This is a genomic window from Paraburkholderia sp. EG304 (assembly GCF_046543485.1).
Classification (GTDB): domain Bacteria; phylum Pseudomonadota; class Gammaproteobacteria; order Burkholderiales; family Burkholderiaceae; genus Paraburkholderia; species Paraburkholderia youngii.
Genome location: NZ_JBKGUA010000045.1, coordinates 1 through 23,170, shown reverse-complemented (window position 1 = coordinate 23,170; position 23,170 = coordinate 1). Strand labels below are relative to the sequence as shown.

At 60.5% G+C, this 23,170-nt stretch carries 20 protein-coding genes and 1 pseudogene; 12 read left to right on the top strand and 9 right to left on the bottom strand.

Features of this window, described 5'->3' with window-relative positions:
- Window positions 1-2 precede the first annotated feature (2 nt).
- Complete coding sequence (locus tag ACLFKU_RS33695) at window positions 3-3,176, bottom strand: efflux RND transporter permease subunit (protein WP_410852003.1); 3,174 nt, start codon at window positions 3,174-3,176, stop codon at window positions 3-5.
- Window positions 3,173-4,252 (bottom strand): efflux RND transporter periplasmic adaptor subunit, encoded by a 1,080-nt coding sequence (locus tag ACLFKU_RS33690; RefSeq protein ID WP_410852002.1) that lies wholly within the window; start codon window positions 4,250-4,252, stop codon window positions 3,173-3,175. The genes ACLFKU_RS33695 and ACLFKU_RS33690 overlap by 4 nt, the downstream gene beginning before the upstream one ends.
- A 520-nt stretch (window positions 4,253-4,772) precedes the next feature.
- On the opposite strand from ACLFKU_RS33690, the gene ACLFKU_RS33685 reads away from it, so the two are divergent.
- The gene (locus tag ACLFKU_RS33685) at window positions 4,773-5,528 is read left to right on the top strand and encodes a TetR/AcrR family transcriptional regulator (protein WP_368585056.1); all 756 of its coding nucleotides are present in this window, start codon (window positions 4,773-4,775) and stop codon (window positions 5,526-5,528) included.
- 198 nt (window positions 5,529-5,726) lie between these two features.
- On the opposite strand, the gene ACLFKU_RS33680 is transcribed toward ACLFKU_RS33685, so the two are convergent.
- Window positions 5,727-6,782, bottom strand: a complete 1,056-nt coding sequence (locus ACLFKU_RS33680; RefSeq protein ID WP_410852001.1) for an AI-2E family transporter — start codon at window positions 6,780-6,782, stop codon at window positions 5,727-5,729.
- A gap of 676 nt (window positions 6,783-7,458) precedes the next feature.
- On the opposite strand from ACLFKU_RS33680, the gene ACLFKU_RS33675 reads away from it, so the two are divergent.
- The gene (locus ACLFKU_RS33675; protein WP_410852000.1) at window positions 7,459-7,752 is read left to right on the top strand and encodes an FAD-dependent monooxygenase; all 294 of its coding nucleotides are present in this window, start codon (window positions 7,459-7,461) and stop codon (window positions 7,750-7,752) included.
- Window positions 7,640-7,921 (top strand): hypothetical protein, encoded by a 282-nt coding sequence (locus tag ACLFKU_RS33670; protein ID WP_410852019.1) that lies wholly within the window; start codon window positions 7,640-7,642, stop codon window positions 7,919-7,921. Before ACLFKU_RS33675 ends, ACLFKU_RS33670 begins: the two co-directional genes overlap by 113 nt.
- Before the next feature lie 154 nt (window positions 7,922-8,075).
- Here ACLFKU_RS33670 and ACLFKU_RS33665 read toward each other — a convergent pair whose 3' ends face one another.
- From ACLFKU_RS33665 to ACLFKU_RS33650, 4 genes are all read right to left on the bottom strand, one after another.
- A complete protein-coding gene (locus ACLFKU_RS33665; RefSeq protein ID WP_410851999.1) occupies window positions 8,076-9,044 on the bottom strand; it encodes an alpha/beta fold hydrolase in 969 nt (322 codons plus the stop codon).
- Window positions 9,045-9,159: 115 nt separating this feature from the next.
- On the bottom strand, window positions 9,160-9,660 hold the full coding sequence (locus ACLFKU_RS33660; protein ID WP_410851998.1) for a hypothetical protein: 501 nt from the start codon (window positions 9,658-9,660) through the stop codon (window positions 9,160-9,162).
- A complete protein-coding gene (locus tag ACLFKU_RS33655; RefSeq protein WP_410851997.1) occupies window positions 9,657-10,133 on the bottom strand; it encodes a hypothetical protein in 477 nt (158 codons plus the stop codon). Before ACLFKU_RS33655 ends, ACLFKU_RS33660 begins: the two co-directional genes overlap by 4 nt.
- The gene (locus ACLFKU_RS33650; protein ID WP_410851996.1) at window positions 10,130-10,684 is read right to left on the bottom strand and encodes a Tautomerase enzyme; all 555 of its coding nucleotides are present in this window, start codon (window positions 10,682-10,684) and stop codon (window positions 10,130-10,132) included. The genes ACLFKU_RS33655 and ACLFKU_RS33650 overlap by 4 nt, the downstream gene beginning before the upstream one ends.
- Window positions 10,685-10,790: 106 nt before the next feature.
- Between ACLFKU_RS33650 and ACLFKU_RS33645 the strand changes: the two genes are divergently transcribed.
- Entirely contained in the window at window positions 10,791-11,825 is a 1,035-nt protein-coding gene (locus ACLFKU_RS33645; RefSeq protein WP_410851995.1) for a GlxA family transcriptional regulator, read from the top strand.
- Between the two features lie 274 nt (window positions 11,826-12,099).
- On the top strand, window positions 12,100-13,452 hold the full coding sequence (locus tag ACLFKU_RS33640; protein WP_410851994.1) for an alpha/beta fold hydrolase: 1,353 nt from the start codon (window positions 12,100-12,102) through the stop codon (window positions 13,450-13,452).
- A gap of 153 nt (window positions 13,453-13,605) precedes the next feature.
- Here the strand turns inward: ACLFKU_RS33640 and ACLFKU_RS33635 are convergent, their stop codons facing one another.
- Window positions 13,606-15,471, bottom strand: a complete 1,866-nt coding sequence (locus ACLFKU_RS33635; protein WP_410851993.1) for an alkaline phosphatase family protein — start codon at window positions 15,469-15,471, stop codon at window positions 13,606-13,608.
- 997 nt (window positions 15,472-16,468) lie between these two features.
- Between ACLFKU_RS33635 and ACLFKU_RS33630 the strand changes: the two genes are divergently transcribed.
- On the top strand, window positions 16,469-16,897 hold the full coding sequence (locus ACLFKU_RS33630; RefSeq protein ID WP_410851992.1) for a hypothetical protein: 429 nt from the start codon (window positions 16,469-16,471) through the stop codon (window positions 16,895-16,897).
- Between the two features lie 997 nt (window positions 16,898-17,894).
- Window positions 17,895-18,374 (top strand): annotated as a pseudogene (locus ACLFKU_RS33625) (SDR family NAD(P)-dependent oxidoreductase); the annotation flags it as partial.
- Window positions 18,375-18,668: 294 nt separating this feature from the next.
- Here ACLFKU_RS33625 and ACLFKU_RS33620 read toward each other — a convergent pair.
- Window positions 18,669-19,388: a hypothetical protein gene (locus ACLFKU_RS33620; RefSeq protein ID WP_410851991.1), complete on the bottom strand. Its 720-nt coding sequence runs from the start codon at window positions 19,386-19,388 to the stop codon at window positions 18,669-18,671.
- A 965-nt stretch (window positions 19,389-20,353) separates the two neighbouring features.
- Between ACLFKU_RS33620 and ACLFKU_RS33615 the strand changes: the two genes are divergently transcribed.
- The 5 genes from ACLFKU_RS33615 to ACLFKU_RS33595 all read left to right on the top strand — a co-directional run bounded on the left by ACLFKU_RS33615 (window position 20,354) and on the right by ACLFKU_RS33595 (window position 23,076).
- Entirely contained in the window at window positions 20,354-20,947 is a 594-nt protein-coding gene (locus ACLFKU_RS33615) for a YkgJ family cysteine cluster protein (RefSeq protein ID WP_410851990.1), read from the top strand.
- Window positions 20,944-21,705: a hypothetical protein gene (locus tag ACLFKU_RS33610; RefSeq protein ID WP_410851989.1), complete on the top strand. Its 762-nt coding sequence runs from the start codon at window positions 20,944-20,946 to the stop codon at window positions 21,703-21,705. The genes ACLFKU_RS33615 and ACLFKU_RS33610 overlap by 4 nt, the downstream gene beginning before the upstream one ends.
- 157 nt (window positions 21,706-21,862) lie before the next feature.
- Window positions 21,863-22,189: an H-NS family nucleoid-associated regulatory protein gene (locus ACLFKU_RS33605; RefSeq protein WP_410851988.1), complete on the top strand. Its 327-nt coding sequence runs from the start codon at window positions 21,863-21,865 to the stop codon at window positions 22,187-22,189.
- A gap of 226 nt (window positions 22,190-22,415) precedes the next feature.
- Entirely contained in the window at window positions 22,416-22,730 is a 315-nt protein-coding gene (locus ACLFKU_RS33600) for a hypothetical protein (protein WP_410851987.1), read from the top strand.
- A 13-nt stretch (window positions 22,731-22,743) separates the two neighbouring features.
- Complete coding sequence (locus tag ACLFKU_RS33595; RefSeq protein WP_410851986.1) at window positions 22,744-23,076, top strand: hypothetical protein; 333 nt, start codon at window positions 22,744-22,746, stop codon at window positions 23,074-23,076.
- Window positions 23,077-23,170 lie beyond the last annotated feature (94 nt).

Genomic DNA, 23,170 nt, shown 5'->3' with positions numbered 1-23,170 from the left:
GATCAAACCTCCGTATGCTCGACGACGACTGGTTGCGCGTCGCGCTCGTCACGCCGGACCCTGAAGCAGGTCGCGTAGAGCGCCGGCAGGAAGAACACCGTCAGAACTGTGGCGATGGTGATGCCGCCCATCAGCGCGGTTGCCATCGGGCCAAAGAAGCCCGAGCGAAGCAGTGGAATCAGCGCGAGCACGGCAGCAGCGGCCGTCAGCATGATCGGCCGGAACCGCCGCACGGTCGCGCCGATGATCGCGTCGAAGCGCGGCTGCCCCGCTGCGATGTCCTGGTCGATCTGGTCCACCAGAATCACGGAGTTGCGCATGATGATGCCGAACATCGCGATCACGCCCAGCAACGCGACGAAGCCGAACGGCTTGCCGAACAGCAGCAGCGCGGCCACCACGCCGATCAAGCCAAGCGGCGCGGTCAGCACGACGATGAAGGTTCTTGCGAAGTTTTTCAGCTGGATCATCAGCAACGTCAGCACCGCGATGATCATCAACGGCATTTCCGCGTTGATCGATGTCTGGCCCTTGACGCTCTCTTCCACCGCGCCGCCTACCTCGATCCGGTAACCGACGGGTAATCTGGCGCGCGCAACGGTGAGTGCATGCTCGATGTCGCGCGTCACGTCGATGCCCTGCGCGTCGCCGCGCACGTCGGCCTGCACGGTAATGGTCGGCTGACGGTCGCGCTCCCAGATGACCCCGTATTCCAGCGTGTCGCGGACGTGTCCCAGCGAGCCGAGCGGCACTGGGCCGTTGGGCGTGGGGATCGCCAGGCTCGTGAGCTTTGCGGGATCGACCCGCTCGTTCTTCGGCGCGCGCAGGTCGACGTTGATCAGCTTGTCGCGTTCGCGGTACTGCGTGACCGTGTAGCCGGAAAGCGTCATCGCGAGGAAGCTGGAGACGTCCTGCGAGGTGACGCCAAGCTGGCGCGCCCGATTCTGATCGATCTCGAATGACATTGAACGCTCTGCTGGCTCGTCCCAGTCGAACTGGACGTTACGCGTGCGCGGGTCGGCACGGACCTGCTCCGCCACCGTATCCGCGATCGAGCGCACCGTCGCAATGTCGTCGCCGCTGACGCGGAACTTGATCGGGAAGCCCACGGGCGGACCGTTTTCGAGTCGCGCGACACGCGTACGTACGCCAGAGAAGTCTTTCTCGAGTTTCGCGTCGAGCCAGTGCATCAACTCCTCGCGCGTCTCGACGTCCTTCGCGGTGATGACGAACTGCGCGAAGTTGGGCTGTTGCAGCTGTTGATCGAGCGGCAGATAGAAGCGCGGCGCCCCCGTCCCCACGAAGTCGACGTAATGTTCGATCTCTGACTTGCCATCCAGAACCTTTTCGAGCCGCTTCGCTTCACGCAGCGTCGCCTCGAACGAAGCGCCTTCCGGCAGCCTCAGGTCGACCAGCAGTTCGGGGCGCTCCGAGTTCGGAAAGAACTGCTGCGGCACGCGGGTGAACACCGCCATTGCGATCGCGAACAGCACGGCGGTGACGCCTAGCACCACCCAGCGCCGGTCGATACACCACGTGACCCAGCCCGACAGGCGCCGGTAGAAACCCGTGTTGTAGACATCGTGCTCGTGCCCGTGAGCCGCTCCCTCGTGACCTTTGCGTTCGGGCAGCATATGAAAGCCGAGCAGCGGCACCAGCACGACCGCCGCGAACCACGAGACGATCAGTGCGATCGCCGACACCTCGAAGATCGAGCGCGTGTACTCGCCCGTGCTCGATTTGGCGAGAGCGATCGGCAGAAAGCCAGCGACCGTCACTAGCGTTCCCGTCAACATCGGAAAGGCCGTGCTCGTATAGGCGAAGGCAGCAGCACGCATGCGGCTCCAGCCCTGTTCGAGCTTCACCGCCATCATTTCGACGGCGATGATCGCGTCGTCGACGAGCAGACCGAGCGCCAGCACGAGCGTGCCGAGCGACACCTTGTCCAGGCCAATGCCGAACAGATGCATGCACAGCGCGGTCATCGCCAGCACGATCGGAATCGTGATCACGACGACCATGCCGGTTCTCAGCCCCAGCGAAACGAGGCTGACGACAAGTACGATCGCCACCGCTTCACCGACCGAGCGCACGAACTCGTTGACCGAGTGCTTGACCGCATGGGGCATGCTCGAGACCGGCGCGAGCCTGAGACCCGCGGGAAGCGTCGCCTGCAGTTCGGCGGTCTTTGCGTCGAGCGCCTTGCCGAGGTCGATGACGTCACCGCCCTTTTGCATCGTCACGCCGATGCCGAGCACCGCCTGGCCGCCGGCACGCATCTGCGTGACAGGCGGATCATCGTAGCCACGCTTGATGGCCGCGATGTCGCCGAGGCGGAATGTGCGCTTGTTGACCGTTAGCAGCATGTCCGCGGGCGCCTGTTCGTCCTTGAACGCGCCGCTCGGGCGCACGAACACGCGGTCATCCGCCGTCGTGATGGTACCGACGGGGGCAACGGCATTCTGCGCGTCGATGGCCTGAGCCAATTGCTGCGGCGAAATCGACAGCCGCGTCAGCTGCGCGTTCGAGATCTCGACAAAGATGTGCTGATCGGGGTCGCCAAAGTAGTCGACCTTCGCGACGCCGGGTACGCGCAGCAGCACCGTGCGAAGTTTGTCCGCGTAGTCGTGCAGTTGCGCGGGAGAAAAGCCATCGCCTTCGAGCGCGTAGATGTTCGTGTAGACGTCGCCGAACTCGTCGTTGAAGAACGGGCCAATTGTTCCTTTCGGAAGCGTCGCCGCGATGTCGCCGATTTTTTTACGGACCTGATACCACGTCTCGGGCACATCCTTGACGGGCGCAGAATCTTTCATTGCGAAGAAGATCATCGACTCGCCGGGCCGCGAGTAGCTCTTGATGTTGTCGACATAGGGCGCAGCCTGCAATTGACGGCCGATGCGGTCAGTGATCTGCTCCTGCACTTCGCGCGCGGTCGCGCCCGGCCAGTAAGACTTGATGACCATGGTGCGGAACGTGAATGGCGGATCTTCCGACTGCGCGAGATGCGTATAGCCGATCACGCCAAACAGCGTGGCGAGGCCGATCAGAAAGATCACGAGCTGCTGGTGCCGCAACGCCCAGGCTGAAAGATTGAAACCGGTTCCGCTCGCGCCTGTCTCGTTCGAGGCACTTACGGGCGCGCTGTCGCGCGCATTTTGCAGGTCACGCGCGTTCATGACGGAAAGTCCTCCGGATGTAGCGGAGGCACCATCTGCACGTGTTGGCCCGAACTCACCGCATGCACGCCTTGCAGTACGACGCGGTCGCCATCGTGCAGACCGGCAGCGATCGACACCGTGCGTTCGCCGTATTGCGCGATCGTGACCGGGCGCAGTTCGAGCGCGTCGCTACCGTTACGGACTACCCACACGGCAGGCTTTTCACCCTGGTGAAAAAGCGCTGTCACCGGCAGCGTAAAGGCCCTACCAGTGCCGCTCTCGCGTGCGTCCTGGAACGCAACGTTGGCCGTCATGCCGAGACGCACTTCGGCGGTGGGTGCGGTCAATGTCAGCTTGACCCGCCATGTGCGGCTTTCCGGATCTGCTGCGGCGGACACCTCGCGCACGGACGCATCGAATGACTTGCCGGGCAGCGCCGACAACGAGACGCTCGCCTTACTGCCGACTCTCAGCGCGTTCACCGTGTTTTCCGACGCGTCGCAGACGATGTCGACGTCGCCCGTCCAGGCGAGGTGGTACACGGCTTGGGTGGCCTGCACGTTCTGGCCAGTATCGACATCTTCCGACGTGACGACCCCGTCGTGCTCGGCAGTGAGCGTTGCATAGCGGAGATGATCCGTCGCAAGCGCCATCTGTGCGAGAGCGGAATTGCGCTGTGCGATCGCGGAAGCGTAGGCGTCCTGGGTCTGCTCCAGCTGCGCGGTTGCGATCAGGTTCGCACGGGCCTGCGCCTCGTCACGATCGAGCTGCTGCTTCGCGAACACGAGACGATGCTCGGCAGCGTCGAGTTGCGCGCGCGCGTTGACGAGATTGTTTTGCAGATCGGTCGGATCGAGGAGCGCAACGATTTGTCCCGCCTTCACGGTGTCGCCGATACGCACGCGCCGTTCGATCACTTTGCCGCCGACCCGAAACGACAGCGGTGTGGAATAGCGCGCCTGCACCTGCGCCGGCAACGATGCGTCCGCCGTTCGTCCATCGGGATGAACCACGCGCGCCACGACGGGCTTTGGCTGCGGCACGAGCGCTTCGCGCTGATGGCATGCGCTAAGGAAAAATGCGCTGCACACCATGATGACAACGGGTATCCGGTGCGTTGGCCGGAACAGGGAAGGAAACGAGGAGCGCGCCCGTTTCAGCGCGACAGGACCGGAATGTTTCACGATGTTTACAAGGCAGGTGATGAATCCAGGAAGAAAAGTGACTCGCGCCGACGGGAGCCGTGGTGTGCGTGAGAAGCACGCCTTGTCACCAGCGCAAAAGTCGGAATGCCATCCGATGCGTTACTGATCCGCTTACAACGCTACTGAACGTTGTTCCGAAGCGTTGTGGCGCGTCATCGCGAACGCCAGGCTCAACCTGGCAGCGGGACAGCAGCACCGGATAGTCGCGTCGGCTCATGCCCCCGCGCCCCATGTGCACGGGACCCTACGAATCGCGATCCCAGTGCCTGAAGCGCATCAAAGACGATTGCGCTGCGTCCCGCTGCTGCGACGCTAACCGCATGAGGTGACATTAAACCCATGTTTGATACTATTGTCACTCATGACATATAAATCTAAAATCTGATGCAACAGAGAATCGGGAGGCAACGTGCCAGATGTCCGTAACAAGCGTGCAAGCGGTCGGTCGGCGGCGGTCGATGCGCAGATCGCAAGCCGTGAGCCGGTGCTTGGGCAATCGCCCCGTTTAGCCCGGCGCAAGCACGAGACTCGAGTCCGGTTGCTGAACGCCACCTTCCGACTAGTGACGGAAAAAGGAATGGACAGCGTCACGATCGGCGAGATCACGGATGCCGCCGACGTGGGTTTCGGGTCTTTCTACAACTACTTCGAATCAAAGGAAGGCATCCTCGCAGCGCTCGTGGACTGGCTCTTCGAAGACTTCGCGAACAGGCTTGACGGAGTCACCACCGGATTGGCCGACCCGGCGGAAGTGATCGCCGTGTCAGTGCGCCATACGCTCCTGCGTGCCTGCCGCGAGCCGGTCTGGGGACAATTCTTGATACGCGAGGGGCTATCTACGCGTGCGTTAAGCACGGGTCTCGGTCAGCGGTTGCTGCGAGATGCGGCGATAGGAATTTCACGAAAGCGCTTCATGATCGCGGATGAGTTGATTTGCGTCGTTTCCGCAATTGGCACTGTGATCGCAGGAGTCGCTGCTGAGCTTGATATGTCAGCATCATCGATGCGGACGGTTCGCCCGCGGAAGGTGTTACGGTCCAAAGTTGACAGGTTTGCCGAACGTACAGCGGCCATCGTCCTGCAGGGGTTTGGCCTCAAACGGCTGGAGGCAGAAAAGATCGCCCGGCGTCCGCTGCCCGCGGCGCCAGAGGATGTAGCCGGCTGAAGTGGAATAGTGCTGCGCCCGGCCGCGAGCGGACCGATTGAGTACGGGCGTCGACCGCTAGGCGTTCCGTCTGCCTGCAGTGCGTATTAGATATCTCGATTCTGTCGGGACGCGCATCCATAGGGAGGATGCTCGCGCACCCTCACTCCGGTTGTCTTGCCGGAGCGCGCCGTCCAAGGGCGCGTGGCCGCTACGTGGTCACGCCTGGTAAAACGCACTTGTCAGATAACGGCGACGCAGTTCCCGCAAAGCCGAAGCAAAGACGGCGCTCGCAGGTAGCGCAAGCAGAACACCGAAGAAACCGAAAAGCTTCCCAAAAGCCAATAACGAGAAAATGACCGCCAGCGGATGCAAACCGATACGCTCGCCGACGAGCCGCGGCGTAAGAATAGCGCTTTCGAGAATCTGCCCGACTCCATACACGATAATCACCGCACCGAGGCCATACCAGTCGTGAAATTGCAGCAATGCAGCCAGCAGCGCCATCGTCAGCGCCGTCGCGAATCCGACGTAGGGGATAAAAACGGCAAACGCCGTCAAAAGACCGATCGGCAGCGCGATGGCCAGTCCGGCGAGCGCCAGTGCAACGGGGTAAAACGCTGCGAGTATCGCGACGACAAGCAGTTGCCCCCGCAGATATTGCGACATCATGTGATCGATCTCTGCGACGAAGACGCGCGTCCTTCCTAGCCAGCGCCGCGGCACGAAGCTTTCCAGGCGGGCGAAAGCCTCATGCCTGTCGTAGAGCAAATAAAAGAGCACGAGTGGCACCAGCACTGCATTCCCCACGACAGTGATCATTACATTGCCGCTTGTACCAAGGTACCGCCAAAGGGTGAGAGCAGCGCCCTGCTCGCTTGCGATCAGATGTGCCGCAACCCAATCACGGACACTCGCCAGATCGAGCGAGTAGGTGATTCCCAACCATGCGAGCCGCGGTTTGAGAATGACCTCGAGCTTCGCCGCAAGCGATGGAACCTGTCTTGCGAATTCAGGCACTTCCTCCTGGATGACCAGGAATGCAAGCAAAGCGACCGACGTGATCACCAACGCGAATAGAGAAATCATCAGAAGCGCAGCAAGTCCTCTTGGCGTGCGATGACGTGCAAGCCATTCGACGCCTGGCTGCAGGATGTACGCGATCATTGCTCCGAGAAGAAACGGCGTCAGCACGGCGCGCAGGCTCCAGAGAAGAATGCCGGCCGATAAGGCGACGGCTCCCCAAATGAGCGATTGGCGATGGTAGTTGGTCATGGGTGCACCTTCGGCTGTTCATCACATGGTTGTTCCGATCGCAAGCAGCGGCCTCGGGGATGATGTCCGCGCATCGCGGTGCACGGTACACGGCGGTGTGAACGATGCGCTCAATTGTCGGGAACAGCGAGACGGCAAGACGACAGGATGCCTGATCGAACCTAATTGATTCACGCTCGGGACGTCGCGTGATTCGCTTCGAACGACCACTTAACCGATGGTGCGGGCGTTGGACACCCGTAGTTGCGCAGCAACAGCGGGTGTCCCCGCTGTTGCAAACGCGATCGTCGCTTCGATTGCGCCATCGGTAACTTACCGTTTGCCGTTGTATCGGGCACATGAAGCGCCGGCTGGGCACTTCCAACGCAAACCAACCCGCATAGTTGATATTATGATCACTTATGCTAACGAAGTCAACTTCGAATCGCTTGCTGGCCGGTGACCCTATTAAGTCTGCGCTCCCAATCCGCAACTGTCATCCTGGCAGCAATTGTTTTTGGCTGGCGACGCCGAAACGACGAAGTTCAAGGAATATCGCCGACCGCGGCGCTGCTGATCCCTCGCATCATGGTCGACGAATGAACCGGCCCGGTCGGGCCGTGGCGACACGCTGACCATACTTGCGGAGCGATCGTCGCGTCGAACCTGCAATGCGCGAACGTGCGAGTCACCTTCAATGTCCTCAGAAAATGTTTCGCCGATGAGGGACCACCTGCCGCCCGGCACCACACGCGTCGGCCCGACGACATGGACGTCGAAATTTCCACGTCAGTCACCAGTTCGCGGTAAAGGAGGGGTCGGCCGGGTCGCAATCGCGGGCGATGCCGCCCATATCCATTCGCCCGTCCGCGCGGGGGATGAACCTCGGCATCGAGGACACCAGGGGCTTCGCGCACTGCGCAGCCGACTTTCTGGCGAACCAGCCGGGGCGCCTCGAGGACCACGGGCGGCTTCGCCACGCCGTACATGAAAAGGTCGTGAGCCACATCAGGCTCCTGATGGAACTCGCGCGCGACCGGCCGAAGCTCGTCGGCCTCCTGCGCGACAACCTGATACCGGGGCTCACGAAGTTTGGTCCGTCGGCGCACGCCGTGGTGGCGTTGCTGACCGGGCTCGATCCCGACGTGCGCCTGCACTGAGCGGCGTGGAAATGGGAGAACTGGATGGCGAACCATAAGCGGACGCCTCTGTTCTCTCTCGAACAAGTCGCAGCCATGATCGAACGAGCCTTGCACGTGGCTGAGTTTGAATCACGGCAAACGAGGTATGACGGTGTCGGAAAACTCGCCCTGGTCACACAGGATTGCTGCCCGCGCTGAACGCAGCCCGAACTTCGTTCACCGTCTGTTCAGGCGCTTGTAGATGCGGAAAGTGGCCGAGTTCAGGGAGGACCGAAAGCTTCAGACCGCTACGGTCGGCGTACTCAACGCCCATTTCCTTCTTGATGTAGATATCCTGCTCGCCCCACACCACCTTAACGCGGACCTTCAGCTTGGCCATATTGGCTTCGAAGTAGTCCTGGTCGCGGGTGAAGTGAGAGTAGTAGTGAAAAAAGGCATCTGCCGAGGTGACATCACCGCCCCACCCTTTCGCCATATCGTCCCTGAACTCCTGCGGCAACACGTAGCGCTCCTCCGCCGACATGCCGCGGAAGAATGTGTTTGCCAGGATTTCGTCACGGTTCCTGTTCATCGCAGCACGCACGACGTCGGACGAAGGCTTTGACTTCAGGCCCTGCAGGCTTTCATACATGTACTGGGGGCGGTTGAATGGGGCAAAGTCGCCCACAATGATCTCCCTGGCGATATCGGGTTGCTCCAATGCCGCCAGCAGCGCAGGCAGGGCCCCGATATCGGTTGCATAGATCACCAGCTTCGAACTGTCGATGCCGGACGCCCGGATATAGTCAGCCAGCACACGCGCATAATCCTTCGGCGCGTAGCCGAAGCGATCAGCGCCGGGACGCGAAGACTGCCCGTAGCCAGGCCAGTCAAAAGCATGCACCTCGTAGTCGCTGGACAGGGATTCGGCAATCGGTTTCCACGCATACATCGTCTCCGGGAAGCCGTGCAGGAACAGCACCGTACCTTTTGGATGCGCAGGCCGATAGACCATATGACGCAGCCTGATGTCGGGATTGATCTGCAACTCGCCGACTTCAACTTTCGGCGCCGACGAGGGTGATGCCGGCACAACCTGGCATGCGGAAACGCCGACAGCTACTGCGGGGAAGACCGTCGCCTTCGTTACTAGTTTGAACATGATCGTCACTCTCGTTTAGTGCGAAATTGCGCCAGCCAAAGGCGCTTCGTTGCTTCGGAATTCCTTGGGGCGCCCCAAGGCGGCGGCGCAGCAGCCCTGTACGCTCCAGCGCTTTCTACTGGGGCGAAGGCGGATTCAAAAGCTTGCCCAATGGCTTTAATGGGCCTATTGGGAACAGCGAGAATGTCATCAAGTGCGCTTTCCCCAATGGAAGTGCCTCGAGCATTTCATCCGCTTGACTCACGTCGGTAACGTTCAAAATGAACGCCACCCCAGCCCGGTCTTGCAGTGAATACCACTGATCAATCCTGCCCTCCAGGTAGAGTTGCGCCGTCTCGCGAGCTTCGGACGGAAGAATGTGTTGGACAATCTGCATGTCCGTGCCCGGCGGAAAGGTGCCAATCGCCAGTATCTTCGTGGTCGGCGTGGATGGCATCGGAGTGGTGTGCGCCATGGGAACTCCAGCAGAAGGGATCAGCACAGCGGCTGCCGTCAAGTTAAGAAGAAGCCGTTTCATCGCACGGCATCGAACACCGTCTATGAATGCGGTTTTCAGCCGCTCGATCAGACCGGTCGTGCGATAGCGTTCGCGTACGTCATCATGAGCATCTGTCATCGAGAAGTGGCTCCAGTGCAACCGTCCTCGTGTGAGGCCGGGCTCGATACCGTATTCAGTGCCGCCGCTTCAGGTCCGCTCAGATAGCGATCCCGGAAGCGCTCGTCGACCCGCTCCCACATCAGTTTCGAAAACAGCAGCACCGCATTGAGCGGGCGATGACTAATGACCACGGACTCCGTCTCGCCTTGCTCGTTCATGTGGGCGACGACCACCGTCTCGATCGGCACGCCCTGGATCTGCGAGCGATAGGACTCCATATACAAACCATCGCCAATCGCGCCCTTGTAGCTGTGTTGCTGGAATTCGTAGAGCGAGACCGCGTGTTTGATCACGGAGAGAATATCGGCCCGTCCTTCGATCGGACGCTTCAGCACGGAGGCCTCGAGCGTCGCGTTTTCAGCGAGGTCCGTCAGCCAGACCGGCGGACCGCCTGCGGGTGCCATTACGGGGGCTGTGTCGTTGAATTTCATGCTGGGCGCTCCAGTGATGATTTGCTCGCGATGCCTGCGCTGGCGGCATCGAGCGCGGCTTCGAGCGTGATGCGCGCTTTTTCGAGGCGGCGTCGCGCAAGCCGTGCAACGCCTGCGCCGCGCTCCGACTCGCCCGCCAGCAGCGCATGAATATCGGGCAGCATCCAGATCGCACCGCGCGTGCCCCAGGCGCCATCGGGTATCTCGGTTGGGAAGACCCAGACGCGCGGCGCGACGTCGTCGAACGGCCGGTTCTCCGCGCGCGCCACCGCTTCCGTGACCTGCCTGACGAGGAAGCGCCGCGATTCGTCGGTGTATTGCCCCTCGGGTGCGGACGGGATGATCCGGTAGCGGATCGTGGTCGTGCGTTCACCTCCGACGTAGATCGCAGCAGGCCGATGAAGATGGAATACAGTGACACGCTGTGCGATCTCACTGGCGGGATCGTACCCTTCGGCCCTGATGAGGATATCGGTCAGTTCCTTGACGAGGCGGGCTTCGGCCTCGGGCGTCAAGGCGTCCTCGGGCCACAGTGCGTCGATCATCGGCATGGTGCTGCTCCTGCGTTCAGTTCATGGGATGTGGCCATGATCGGGGTTTACCGGTTCGGCCAAAAGTGGCAGCATCGCCATTATTCGTGGAATTTCGGACACACTTATGGCTATCGTGCGCATCTGGGTTTATGACGGAATCCTCGCGTCCGGCGTCGCGGGCCCCGTCGACGTCTTCAGCGCCGCTAACCAGTTCCATGCACGCGGGGCTGCAGCGGGCACGACGTCCGCACCCATGTTCGTGTGGCGCGTGGAATCGCTCGACGGGCGTCCCGTTACGGCTGCATCGGGTCAAACCATTCAGGTCGACGGAAAGATCGACCCGCGCAAACGGGCAGACGCCGTCTTGCTGACGGCACCGTTTTTCTCGAACATCGACGAGTTCATCGGGCGCCGCGAGCAGTTGAACGAACTGTCTGCCGCGCTGCGGCGCCAACGCAAGGCAGGCGCTGTTCTGGCGGCTTATTGCACGGCGAATTACCTGCTCGCCGAGGCCGGCCTGCTGGATGGCCGCGCCGCAACGACGCATTGGGCGAGAGCGTCGGACTTTGCGCGCCGCTATCCGCGCGTCGAAGTTCGCGCAAACGAACTGCTGATCGCGCAAGACGGCATCATCTCGGGAGGCTCCGTGACCTCGTATCTGAATCTCGCTGTGCGCCTCGTCGAAACATTCGCCGGCGAAGAACTCGCTACGATGACCGCGAAGGCGCTATTGATCGACATGAACCGGACGTCGCAGGCTTCCTTCGCAACGCTTCTCGACGAACATGGACATACCGACACGCTCGTCGCGCGCGCCCAGCAGCAGATGGAAGCTACACTGCAGCAGGGATTCCGGTTGAGCGATCTGGCGGCATCGCTTGCTGTCAGCGAACGCACGCTCAATCGCCGTTTCAAGGAAGCCGTCGGGCTGGCTCCGTTGACGTATTTGCAAAACCTGCGTATCGAGGTCGCGAAACGCCTGCTGGAAACGCGCCCAATTGGACTCGAGGCGGTAAGCCAACGTGTCGGCTATGGCGATATCAGCACATTTCGACAACTGTTCAAGCGCAAGACCGGATTGTCTCCAGGCGAATATCGAATGCGATCTTCGCGTGGCGCGAAGAATAGGGAAGCCGATCCGGACAGCAAAGGCGGCTGACCCGTCATCACGTCACGTCACGCCACCCAGGTGGTCACTCCCCTTCTCGCCCCCATCCCGTTTGGTATCCGAATGTATCTGCAAACAGACTGGATACGCGCCCTTACACGCATCTAACTTTCAGACACAAACGGGATACCTTCATCCGGTCAAATACGCGATCCCGAACCGGACGCCGGGTCGCAAGCCTACGCGCACGCATCACTTCGTGAAGCTGCACGTCGAACACTTCACGCGCAGCGTGACACTCAATTCAAGGCAGGAGATCGATTCCATGTCACAAGACACCCCCCAATCCTCATCGCGTCGACAGTTCGTGGGCATGGCCGCCGCGGCGCTCGCCGCGGGCTCGCTGAGCCGCCTCGCCTTCGCAGATACGAACCCGGAAGTCGGCAAAATCGTGGAACCCGCGAACGGCGACAAGACCGCGATTCGCCCGTTCCATGTTCATGTCCCCGACTCGCAGCTCGCCGACATGCGGCGTCGCATCAAGGCCACGCGCTGGCCGGATCGTGAGACGGTATCCGACGAATCGCAGGGTATTCAGCTCGCCACCATTCAGGGGCTCGCGCAATACTGGGCGACCGGGTATGACTGGCGCAAATGCGAAGCGCGCCTGAATTCGTATCCGCAGTTTGTCACCGAGATCGACGGACTCGATATCCATTTCATCCATGTGCGCTCGAAGCACGACAACGCGATGCCGTTGATCGTGACGCATGGCTGGCCCGGCTCGGTGATCGAACAGTTCAAGATCATCGATCCGCTCGTCAATCCGACTGCGTATGGCGCGCCGGCTTCGGATGCGTTTCATCTCGTGATTCCATCATTGCCCGGTTATGGTTTTTCAGCGAGACCTACCACAACGGGCTGGGGTCCGGAGCGCACCGCCCGTGCGTGGGTCACGTTGATGAAGCGGCTCGGATATCAGCGTTTTGCATCGCAGGGAGGCGATCTCGGCGGCATTGTGACGAACATTATGGCCAAACAGGCGCCGCCCGAATTGATCGGCATTCACGTGAATTTCCCCGCTTCCGTCCCCGCAGAGGTTCTGAAGTCGCTTGCCGCGGGCGACGCGATGCCTGCCGGCTTATCGGACGAAGAGCAGCACGCGTATGAGCAGTTAAGCGCCAACTTCAAGAAAAAACGCGGCTACGCGTTCGAGATGGGCACACGCCCGCAGACGCTGTACGGCCTCGCCGACTCGCCGGTCGCGCTGGCGTCCTGGCTGCTCGATCACGGCGATGGCTACGGCCAGCCCGCTGCGGCGTTGAGCGCTGCCGTGCTCGGTCATCCCGTCAACGGTCATTCCGCAGGCGCGCTAACCCGTGACGACGTACTCGACGACATCACACTCTATTGGCTCACCAATACCGGGGTTTCGGCGGCGCGCTTCTATTGGGAATCGCACGCGAACTTCTTTCTCGCGGCCGACGTCAGTGTGCCCGCCGCTGTGAGCGCGTTTCCCGGAGAAAATTACCAGGCGCCGAAGAGCTGGACAGAAAAGGCGTATCACAACCTGATTTACTTCAACAAGCCCGAAACGGGCGGGCACTTCGCGGCGTGGGAAGAACCGATGATCTTCGCGCGTGAAGTGCGCGCCGGGTTAAGGCCTTTGCGCGCGTAAAGTGCGAAACGCTCTGACGCATGCGCCGGAGGCACAGCGGTCGCCAGCAGCATCGCTGCCAATAGCACGCTGGCCCTGCGGATGAAACCGCCGCGCCGGCAGTGCGCGGCGACTCCAGATTGTGGTACCCAGCGCACCGCAAGCAGAACACCGTCAGAAAGGCCACCATCCGTTACCGCCGCTGCGATCGTCATCGCTGTCCGGCCTGCCATGCTCATGAGCGTGATCGCCGGATTCCCGCTTGAAGTCGAACAGATCGAACAGGTCACCGATCGCAGGCGCGTTCACCGGCACGTATGGGTTATTGCTGCGTTGGATCGGATTTGGCAGGTTGTCACGACTACGACCGGTGATCGGCGGCAACCCCCAGTTGCGCTCAATGAATTTGACCACTGATGCGTGATCGGAGTAGCTGTGGGAAATGCGTCCTCCGGTCGAGTACTTCGATACTGCGATCATCGGGATGCGCGAACCATCGCCAAAATAGTCAATGGGTTGAACATAGCCTGAATCGTAGTAGCCGCCGCCCTCGTCCGTGGTGATCAGGATCGCCGTCGTGGCCCATAGCTTCGGGTCACTCTTCACCGCATCGACCAGTTTCCTCACGAACGCCTCGTAAAGTCCAAACTTCGACGATGTCGGATGTCCATCAAGCAAGCCGCCCGGCTTTACAAACGATACAGCTGGCAGATTGCCCGCGCCGATGTCCGCATACAGGTCCGGCAAATCTGCAAGATGCGTGTCCCGCACCTGCTGGTTCGTCATGATCGACGTCTCGTACAGGAACGGATTGCAGATATTGCAGTAGACGCTTTTGGTCGGATCCTTGATGAAGCTCTGCCAGCCTTCCCCGTAATACTTCCAGGGGATGTTGCGATCGAGCAGCGTGTCCCCAATGGTGCGCACCGGTGACGGCGGGATCGTGAAAGGCGACTTTGACCTGTCGAGTACCGTGCCGTCGCCGTTATAACCAGGGTTGTAGTTGTTCAGCAGGTAATAGTGCTTTGGCGCGCAGTTCGCCTTGGGGTCATAGGGCAACGATTCGAGGTAACGAAGGATCGGCCCGACACCCGGCTGGCCCGGGTCCGAACAGTTGCTATAGCTGCCGCCCGAGTAGCCATCCTGGGTGTACCAGTTGTTGGTGCCGGCCAACGGATCGGGATTTTCAATCTGATCCGAAGGTGGCGTTGCCGCGTTGCCGTTGCCGTCGGTGTAGTAATACGCATCAGCGGCGCCGATCATGATGCTGTTGGCCCCCGTACCGCCCATCACCGGTTGGTGATAGTTGTCGCTCATCGCGTATTGCCGCGCCAGTTGCGTGAAGTACGGCATGTCGCCATTGTTCACGTTGTAAAAGCCGAGCGCATTGGAGCCTTCACCGGTGGTCTGATCGCTAAAAGGCGTCGGTTGCGGCTTACCGTTGCTGCCCGCGCCGATGGTGGTCTCGACCCACGCAAACAGGTCGCCCAGACAGCCACTTGGATTCTCGCGGCTCGCATGCGCGACGGCACAGTCCGCCTGCTGCCAGGCCTGATAGAAGCGGTGCACCGGACCGCCCATGTACGCATCATAGAGCGGAGGCTGCAACAGATACGGACCGCTCAGCAACGCATTGTAGTTGGCCACCCGAGAATCCTCTGCATCCGCCGGCAGCCCTGTCGCGCCGGTCAATAGTTGATCGATGTCGGACGCTTCGAGTGCCGCCCCTTCGGCCTGCGCGGCCGCATCGTGAGTCGCGAATGGTGGCGGGCTCGCATCGCTCGCGGCAGTCGGTGCCCCGCCTGTGTTGGGCGCCGGCAGCGACCCGTACGGCGTTTTATTCGACGGGGCCAGCGCGAATTTGGCCGGTCCAATCAGTTGCGCCTGATATTGCTGCGCCTTCACGAAGTTTGGCCCAGGGGAGCCATCCGCATTGACGATGCCGCGCGACAGCAGGTTCCACACTGATTGGCCTTGCGCGGGTTGATAGGTGCCGAAAACGTGGTCAAACGTTCGGTTTTCGCCGACAACAATGATCACATGCTTGATCGGCGTCAGTGTTCGGGTCGTTCGATCGTTGCCTGCCGCAGACACGCCGGCGGGCAACGTAGCGAACGCTAAAGCGGCCACTCCCGCGAAAGCTGCGATCGAAAGTCGTACGCATGCCTTGTTGCATCGTTGTGACAGTTGGGACCTCACCATTTGCCGTCTCCTTACCGTTGACTACAACGGTAAGACCTTAGAGCCGTTCCATGAAGCTGGAGAGTCGCTGGCATTACAGAGGGCTGTCGTCGGGTGCGTCAACCCGTTGGACAAAGGTTCAGACGCCGGCTCCGTATTGCAACCGTTCCTTGGCTTTTCGACACGGACGCCGCTATCGTCGATCTCAATCAGCTGTCCACGTATGTGTCGAGGGCGACGGGGGCAACCCAGTCGCGTCCCGTAGCAGTTTCACGATGCCCAGATTCGCCGGCTACCCGTGTCAGACCAGCAAAAGCATGTCGTAGGCCTCATCGCGCTCGGGGACCTTGCAACATCCGCGGAGGGCGGAGTCTCTTCGACGCTTTCCGCCGTTTCCACGCCTTCGACGCGCGCCCCTGACGCGTCACTGAAAGACGGCGAGCAATCCAGCGATGAACGACACGGCCGCAATCATTTGACCTTCCTCCCCTGCAATACTCGCGACTTCGAATTGCTACTCGCTAGCCTGGAACATTCCCGCTCGCGATCCTGGCTAACCCTTTCATGCCGGAGCTCAGTTTCGCCCTCCCTGGACGTCTAATGCGCGACATCCGTGTGCATCCACGGAAGACGACACGGTGTCGCGCGTGCCGGGGCATCGCAGACTGAGCAATGATCCTCTTACTGCCTTCTGTGGGCGGCTCGTGCTCTCAGTTGATGCAGCGGCAGCGCCGTGAAACGCAGGTCACCGACATAGAACGTGCCGAATTTCTCTGCCTGATTAAATGCGAGCCTCGGCTATGCGATCGAAGGGCCTGGCGGAGAACGCTTCGCCTATCTGACCGACACGATCGGCTTGCCGCCTTCCACGCCGGAGTGGCTGCAGGGATGGGGGGCGTTTTCGCTGGCTCTCGACTGTTCGTTCCCGCCAAAGGCCCAGCCGGCCCACAACGACTGGAATACCGCTTGTGCGCTGGTCAAGCAGCTTCGGCCAGTGCGTGCATGGATGACTCATGCATCCCATACGCTCGACGCGTGGTTATTGGAGCAATCAGAGAACGTCATGCCAGAAGGCGTTTTGATCGCGCAGGACTGGCCCAGCACGACGGGCACACCTTCCGCACCGTTGCTCGTGCTGCTGGCGCTCGCACTGCCCGGTCCGGTTGCCGCCGCGATCTGGTGGGTCAAGGGACGCGAAACGCGGAATATTTCGCTGGAGGAAGGTAGCGATGATGCGTTGACGGAAGCCACACCGCAGCAAAATTTCCGAACGCGCGAAGCGTAGACGCCTGAAAGTCAAAGGGCTGCAGAGAAATCTCTGCAGTCTTTTTTTCATTTTGGTTTCGGAGTGGCCGCTGTCGCTTCGCGGAACAACGTTGTGGTTCTGGTGTACGGATTGATACGTCCACGGAACGCTGCATTGCAAAGGCCCGCAATCGTGCACTGTGAGATCGGAGGCTCAATTCGACTCCACGGTCGCCGGTCGCGCGGTCGTATCCTCTAATCCACGTTTTCGCGGAGACAGCAGTTCGGCCAAAGCCGACGCTCGTGCGTCGACGCTGACATGCCTGCTTTCGGTTGGTCACCAGTCGTTCGCCGAGAAGCGACGACGAACGGCCGCTACCAAGCTAAACGAATGCGTACTCACGACCCCGGAGCCGCCGTTGGGCGTACTCAAAGTCACATGACCGCTTGGGAGCGCCCAGCCGCCATCGAGCGCGCGCGGTGTGGCCTGTGTTCACCCATGGCCGCCATGGATGATGTTGCACCGAGCTCTAAAACGCCAGGCGTAACGAGTCTTAGGAAGCCATCAGGCGCAACGGGTCCAAATGCGTTGCCACATCCGGTCCATTCTGCGCCGCTGAAACTGGAACTGAAGGCTCTGTGCGTATTTCATCAATAAGGGCAAACGGTGTGCCGCTCCGGTGACGGATGCGCTGCGGACATTTGCTGCTCCACCAGCGATGCGGTTCGCTGCTTCGGGACCGTAACGCGCTAGCGTAGATCGGTAGTCATGCTTTCCCACTATCCCCGGCTCCGGAGCCATGCTTCGCAGGCATGCGGGTAAGCCTGGAAAGTCTTTTTCCGTTGCGAGCTGAAACGTTACTCTGCATGCACGAGTTAGAGCATTTCACACACGCCGCACGACGTCACCGTCGCCGTCGCGTAACTCACGTCCAGTGACGGGAGCTGCACATTAAGCAATAGGTATTGCGCGCTCCCCTGGAATCGAAGCTCTCTGCGTTGCGTTTGACATCAACTTACCTAACTGGAGCCGCAAAATGAACCAACCCGTCGTTCTGATCACCGGCGCCCTCACGGGCATCGGCCGCGCAACCGCTTTTGCATTCGCCCGCGTGGGCGCACGCCTCGTCGTGTCGGGCCGCCGCGCCACGGAAGGTTCGGCGCTTGAAGCCGAATTGCGCGAAGCAGGCGCACAAGCTTTCTTCGTGCAGGCTGACGTACGCCGCGACGAAGACGTCGGTCACCTCGTCGACGAAACCGTTGCTCGCTTCGGCCGGCTCGACGTTGCAGTCAACAATGCGGGCACGGAAGGCAAACCGGGACCTGTGGTCGATCAGACTGCCGAGAGCTACGCTGATACCTTCGACACCAACGTGCTCGGCACGTTGCTGAGTCTCAAGCACGAACTGCGCGTGATGACCGCGCAGCAAGCTGGCAGCATCATCAACATATCCTCGACTTATGGTCATGAAGGTGCGGCCTTCGCTTCGGTGTATGCGGGCAGCAAGCAAGCGGTTTCATTGTGCAATTTTGGCTGAAGTCAGCCTAAGCCCCGTCCCGTAAGGCTTTGCGCGATAAGGTCAGACTTCCGCTTTCGCCGATCCAGCGCCAAAACGCGCTATGTCGTTCCCCGAGCGTCGACCCTGAACCTTACAGCCTTACCGTACCGCGCTCCGAGTCCCGCGCCGTCTCGTGCCTACACTTTCAACAGCGCATAGCCCGATCCACCCGGGAAGTCTCCTGTGGCGATCTTTTGCTCACTGTCCATACAAACCAGGCATCCGCGTCCGCGACTGGCGCGCTGCCACTGTCTACCTTCCTTGAGCGCCGTCAACTGGCAAGTGGCTAAAGCTGTAGCTACGATCATCGCCGTCCTTAGGTACGAACGCAGCCCGCATGAATGACCGGTCATCCGGAATACTCGTGCTTGGGTAAGCCAGGTCAACGATGACACCATTAGCGATTCGCCGTAACTCGCACACGGTCTGTACCGCCCCGTAAATAAATTGTTCTTTGACCTGCCCGAGAATTACGTGATTGTCCTGGCACAGACGCATATCGTTGGCCGCTAGCATTTTTGAGAGCCTACCCCGCGTCTCGTGCGCATTTTCGTTCTTGCGCACTAATCGACCTTCTATCAACAATGCGGTGTAGTCGAGTTCAGCAAGGAATTCCCGAGACGCGATCACGATGTTATATCCGATGGGGAGCTGCTCCGAGTACCGTAGCCGGTAACCGTGCTGGCACAGCTTCAAAAAATCTGGGTTTAGTTGCGCAAACAGCGCTTCATCCGATGCACGTAGGGAATTTTGGTGGGCCTTCCGTAGATGGCCGTGCACTTCAAGTCCCCGTGTCGCAAGCATCGTTTTGAAGTACTTCTCGACCGCCGTGCTAGCTAATACCGCGCCTTGCTGAAGTAGCCCGTTTAAGATCAGCACGCGGGCGGCGATGTAGTCGTTGAAAGCGTCGCCCCAGAATCTAATTACGCGCTCGGTATATTGTGGCGCCACTTGTCTTTCCTTTTGCCCCACGCCAGTCCCCCTGGAAGACATATTTTGATGATCGCGACAGTAACACTAGCACGTGGTCGGAGTCGGGTGTCCCTTCCTTCGCACGCCTACAAACGAGCAAACGGACCACGGCTCAACGCGCCATTAGCTCGTTGCGGCATAGCGTTACTCCACCGAGTCTGTGCGGGCTGCGCGCGAGAGCAGATATAGCCTAGCGGCTGAAATCGTGGCCGCTTCGGCCGAAATATTACGCTAGACAGCGGCATTGTCGGCGCGGGCGAGCGGATCGGGGAGCAGGTTGTCTCCCTCGCGTTCGAAGGGATGATGGCCAAGCGCGTTTCCGCGACGTATCAGGGACGTCGCTCGCCAGACTGGTTGAAGATCAAGAACCCCGATTACGGACGTCCTGCGACCCTCGGCTGGGGTCGTCGATAGGTACGCCTCGATCGATCTCCTGCGCACCCGTCACGCTCCATCAGGAGTTTCCATGCCCCGTACAGATCGTCACACACTCTTCATTGCGTTAGAAGCGTGCCCGTGGGCAGTCTTTTTTCCTCCATATTTTGGGAAAGAGGCGGCAATTTATATGCGCTACGAATTGGGTGTGAAACGTTTGCGGAGCCTGGTGTAAACACCTATGACGTCCCGTAAACCGCTGACAAATAGGCTTTTTAAGACTCACTTAATACCGACAAAGTAGATTCCGCGCGCAGACGAAGCTTGCGTTATGGCTCCACAATACTTACCTTACCTTTCGCGTGACAGAAAAGAAGATTAAATGCTCTATTCGGTGGATAAAAAGCACTGAGAAGAGCATCGCACGCGACGAGGCAATGGATCGGGGGTCGATATGAACGCAATGGAGCAACACAGATGCCTTATGGACTTGATTACACCGACGTACGGTATGAGACGGACACCGCGCAGACGTCGCCGGGCGTTGGCGCGAGATCGAGGCAGGCAAAATCGTTCGCGTCATCGATCTCGTGAACGAGCGCGCGCGGCCTGTCAAGGCACTGCATCAGGTACGCCTCAATCGCATCCTGGATGCCGATATCAGGCTCGACGCAAAAATCTCTGCCCTGTGGGAAGCGGTCGACGAGATGGGCGCGATTGCCGCGCCGCACTCAGCGTGCCGTCGTGGCTGCTCGCATTGCTGCCATATCCCCGTGCTCGTTCCCAAGCAGGAAGCGGCGCTGATCGGTCGACGCATCGGCGTCAAGCCCGCGAAGGTCATCGGCGTGACTCGGCTCGAGGAAATGCGCGCGGGCTATGATAATCCCTGCCCGTTCCTGAAGGGCGGCGCGTGCTCGATCTATGACTCGCGCCCGCTCGCATGCCGCCAGCAGTTCAACATGGATAGCGATGCGCTGCTCTGCGAACTCGTCGACGATGACGCGCCGCCGAAGGTGCCCTATCTCAACATGATGGACTACACGACCGTGCTCGCGATGATGACCGCGCAGAGCAAGGAGGTCAGGATGCTCAATCCGCACACCGGCAGGATCAGCACGGCTATCGAGTATTCCTCGCCTGCTGTAGGTGATATCCGCGAGTTCTTTCCGAGAGGCAGATCATGACCGGAAACCCCCGTACGAAGTTCTTAGCTGACGTACTGGTATTGAACTGCATCATCAGAGGCTCCTACTTCAATAGTCTTACGGCATTCACCAGCGAAGGCGCGAGAGCGCAGCCCGCCGTGCTCGACACGCACGGCGAGATTGTCGAGACTGGTGAGCCGGTCGGCGAGGAGTTCTGGAACGTTGTCGTACTCTCGACGCGACGCTACTGGAAACGCATCGGCATTCTGAAGGTGTTCAAACGTCCGCCAATCTTAGGTGGACCTCCACCCGAATTTTTTGGATGGGATGAACCGGGCGATCCAATGGACCCGAAGGTCGGCTCGCTTGCCAATGCGACGATCCACGCCCGACATGAACGGGGAAACGAAGCGATCAGCGTAGAGACCCGCGACGGCGGAGCCGCTACGTTTGCCGTAATCGACGCAGACGGTCGCGTAATCGAGAGCGGCAGTGACGTTGCGTGGCAGCATGGCTCGTCTGTACTCGCGCATGGTCGCGGAGGGTCTTTGGTGCGCCACTCCGGCCCGTATTCGCTACGCCGTGGGGATGCTTTGAAGAGTGGTTCCGAACGTTACGAAGCTCGCAAAGCGGAATTGAGGGAATTGCGAAAGCGCGCGAAGCGAAACCCCGCACTCGCACCGCCCAAGCCTCGCTATCTGAAAGGCGGAGAGAGCGGCGGCCTGATCGCGATGGAAGATGTCGATTTACTCGACCTCGAACGGCTGCGCAGCGACGCGCCACGAAGTAGCACTTAGGCGATCTCCGCCCGTTCCTTTCCGAACGTCTAAACCCGAACCGAGGGGCTATTCGATGAAGGCAAAAAAGACTGCCGCGAAAGCGGGGGCTGGGAAACGCACGCCTGCGCTCACGCCGTCCGTACGCAAAACGGCAAGTACCACGAGGACAACGCACATGACGCTGATGCACGAAATGCGGGCGCAACTCGCAGACCTGAACGAGCGGATTGAAACGGCGCGCGCCGCCGAAGTCGAGCAGGCCATTGCGGATTGCCGCGCGCTGATCGACCTGTACGAACTGACCGCGTTCGACCTCGGACTCGTGAAAACGCAGACCGTGCCGGCGAATCGTGGCACGCGTACGTTCCGCGCAAAGGCTCCTCGCGCTGCGGTTCCCCCTAAATATCGCGACCCGAGGACCGGCGCAACGTGGAGCGGGCGCGGTCGCGTTCCGCGCTGGATGGACGGACAGGATCGCGCGGATTTCCTTATCAACGGGTAGTCGTATTCGCGCCATTACCTCAATATTTGCGGACTGCGTGGCGAACGCAAATAATAGTGCGCGAACGTGCGGAATCTCGGGAATTTTCCGGATTGGCAGACGCGAGGGCGCGCAACGGCAAGGGTTGATGCGACCCGCATCAGCGCGTCAGAGGGCGGCGCGCTTGCACGGTTGCCTTTCGCCGGACTAGCCTTTGTATTCGTCCAACGAGGGAGGGAACGATACCATGCGGGCTGTCTACACAGTCGAGTCGAGGATGGTGCGCTCGGGCAGCGTGCCCGTGCGCTTCGTGTGCGTGACGGATCTCGATCTCGGCAGGAGTGTCACGAACGACATCGAGGGCGTGATCGACGACCTGATCCGCGCCGGCCGGCTCGACCATGGCGACCGGATGATCTATTCCGATCCACAGGGCATTTGGGACGAGGCAGTGCTGGGCGAGGACTGCCGCTTCCTCGGCTTCCGGTCGCTGAACATGCGTACGTGCGACGAGGCGATCACGCTCGCGCTCCTGTCGTCGCGCTACCCGGAGGGGATCTAGTATGCAGTTGCCATTGAAAGTACTCCGGCAATTCCTCACGCCCGCCTTCGAGGGCGAGCCCGATGATGCCGCGCTCGCGCGCATGGGCTACTCGCGGCCCTTCCGCTATCTACCCGATGGCCGCGTGGCCGCGCTGATGGAGATCAACACGTGGCAGTGGGCACTCGTGATGGGCATTCATCCGTACGGGCACATGGACGCGTTCTACTTTCACTCGTTAGAGGCGGCGCGCACCGCGATCGATGCGTGGGACGGCACGGGCGAGCCGCAAGGCTGGTTCCGGCATCCACAGTCCGGTCGACGTCGACCTGACGGCGACGCATCGCGCGAGTACGTCCAGCCATGACCAGGACCGCCTACCTGATCGATCCCTGGACGCGCACCGTGGAAGCGGTAGAGCGCACCGCAGTCGACGCCCCCACTGTCCTGCGGGAAATCCG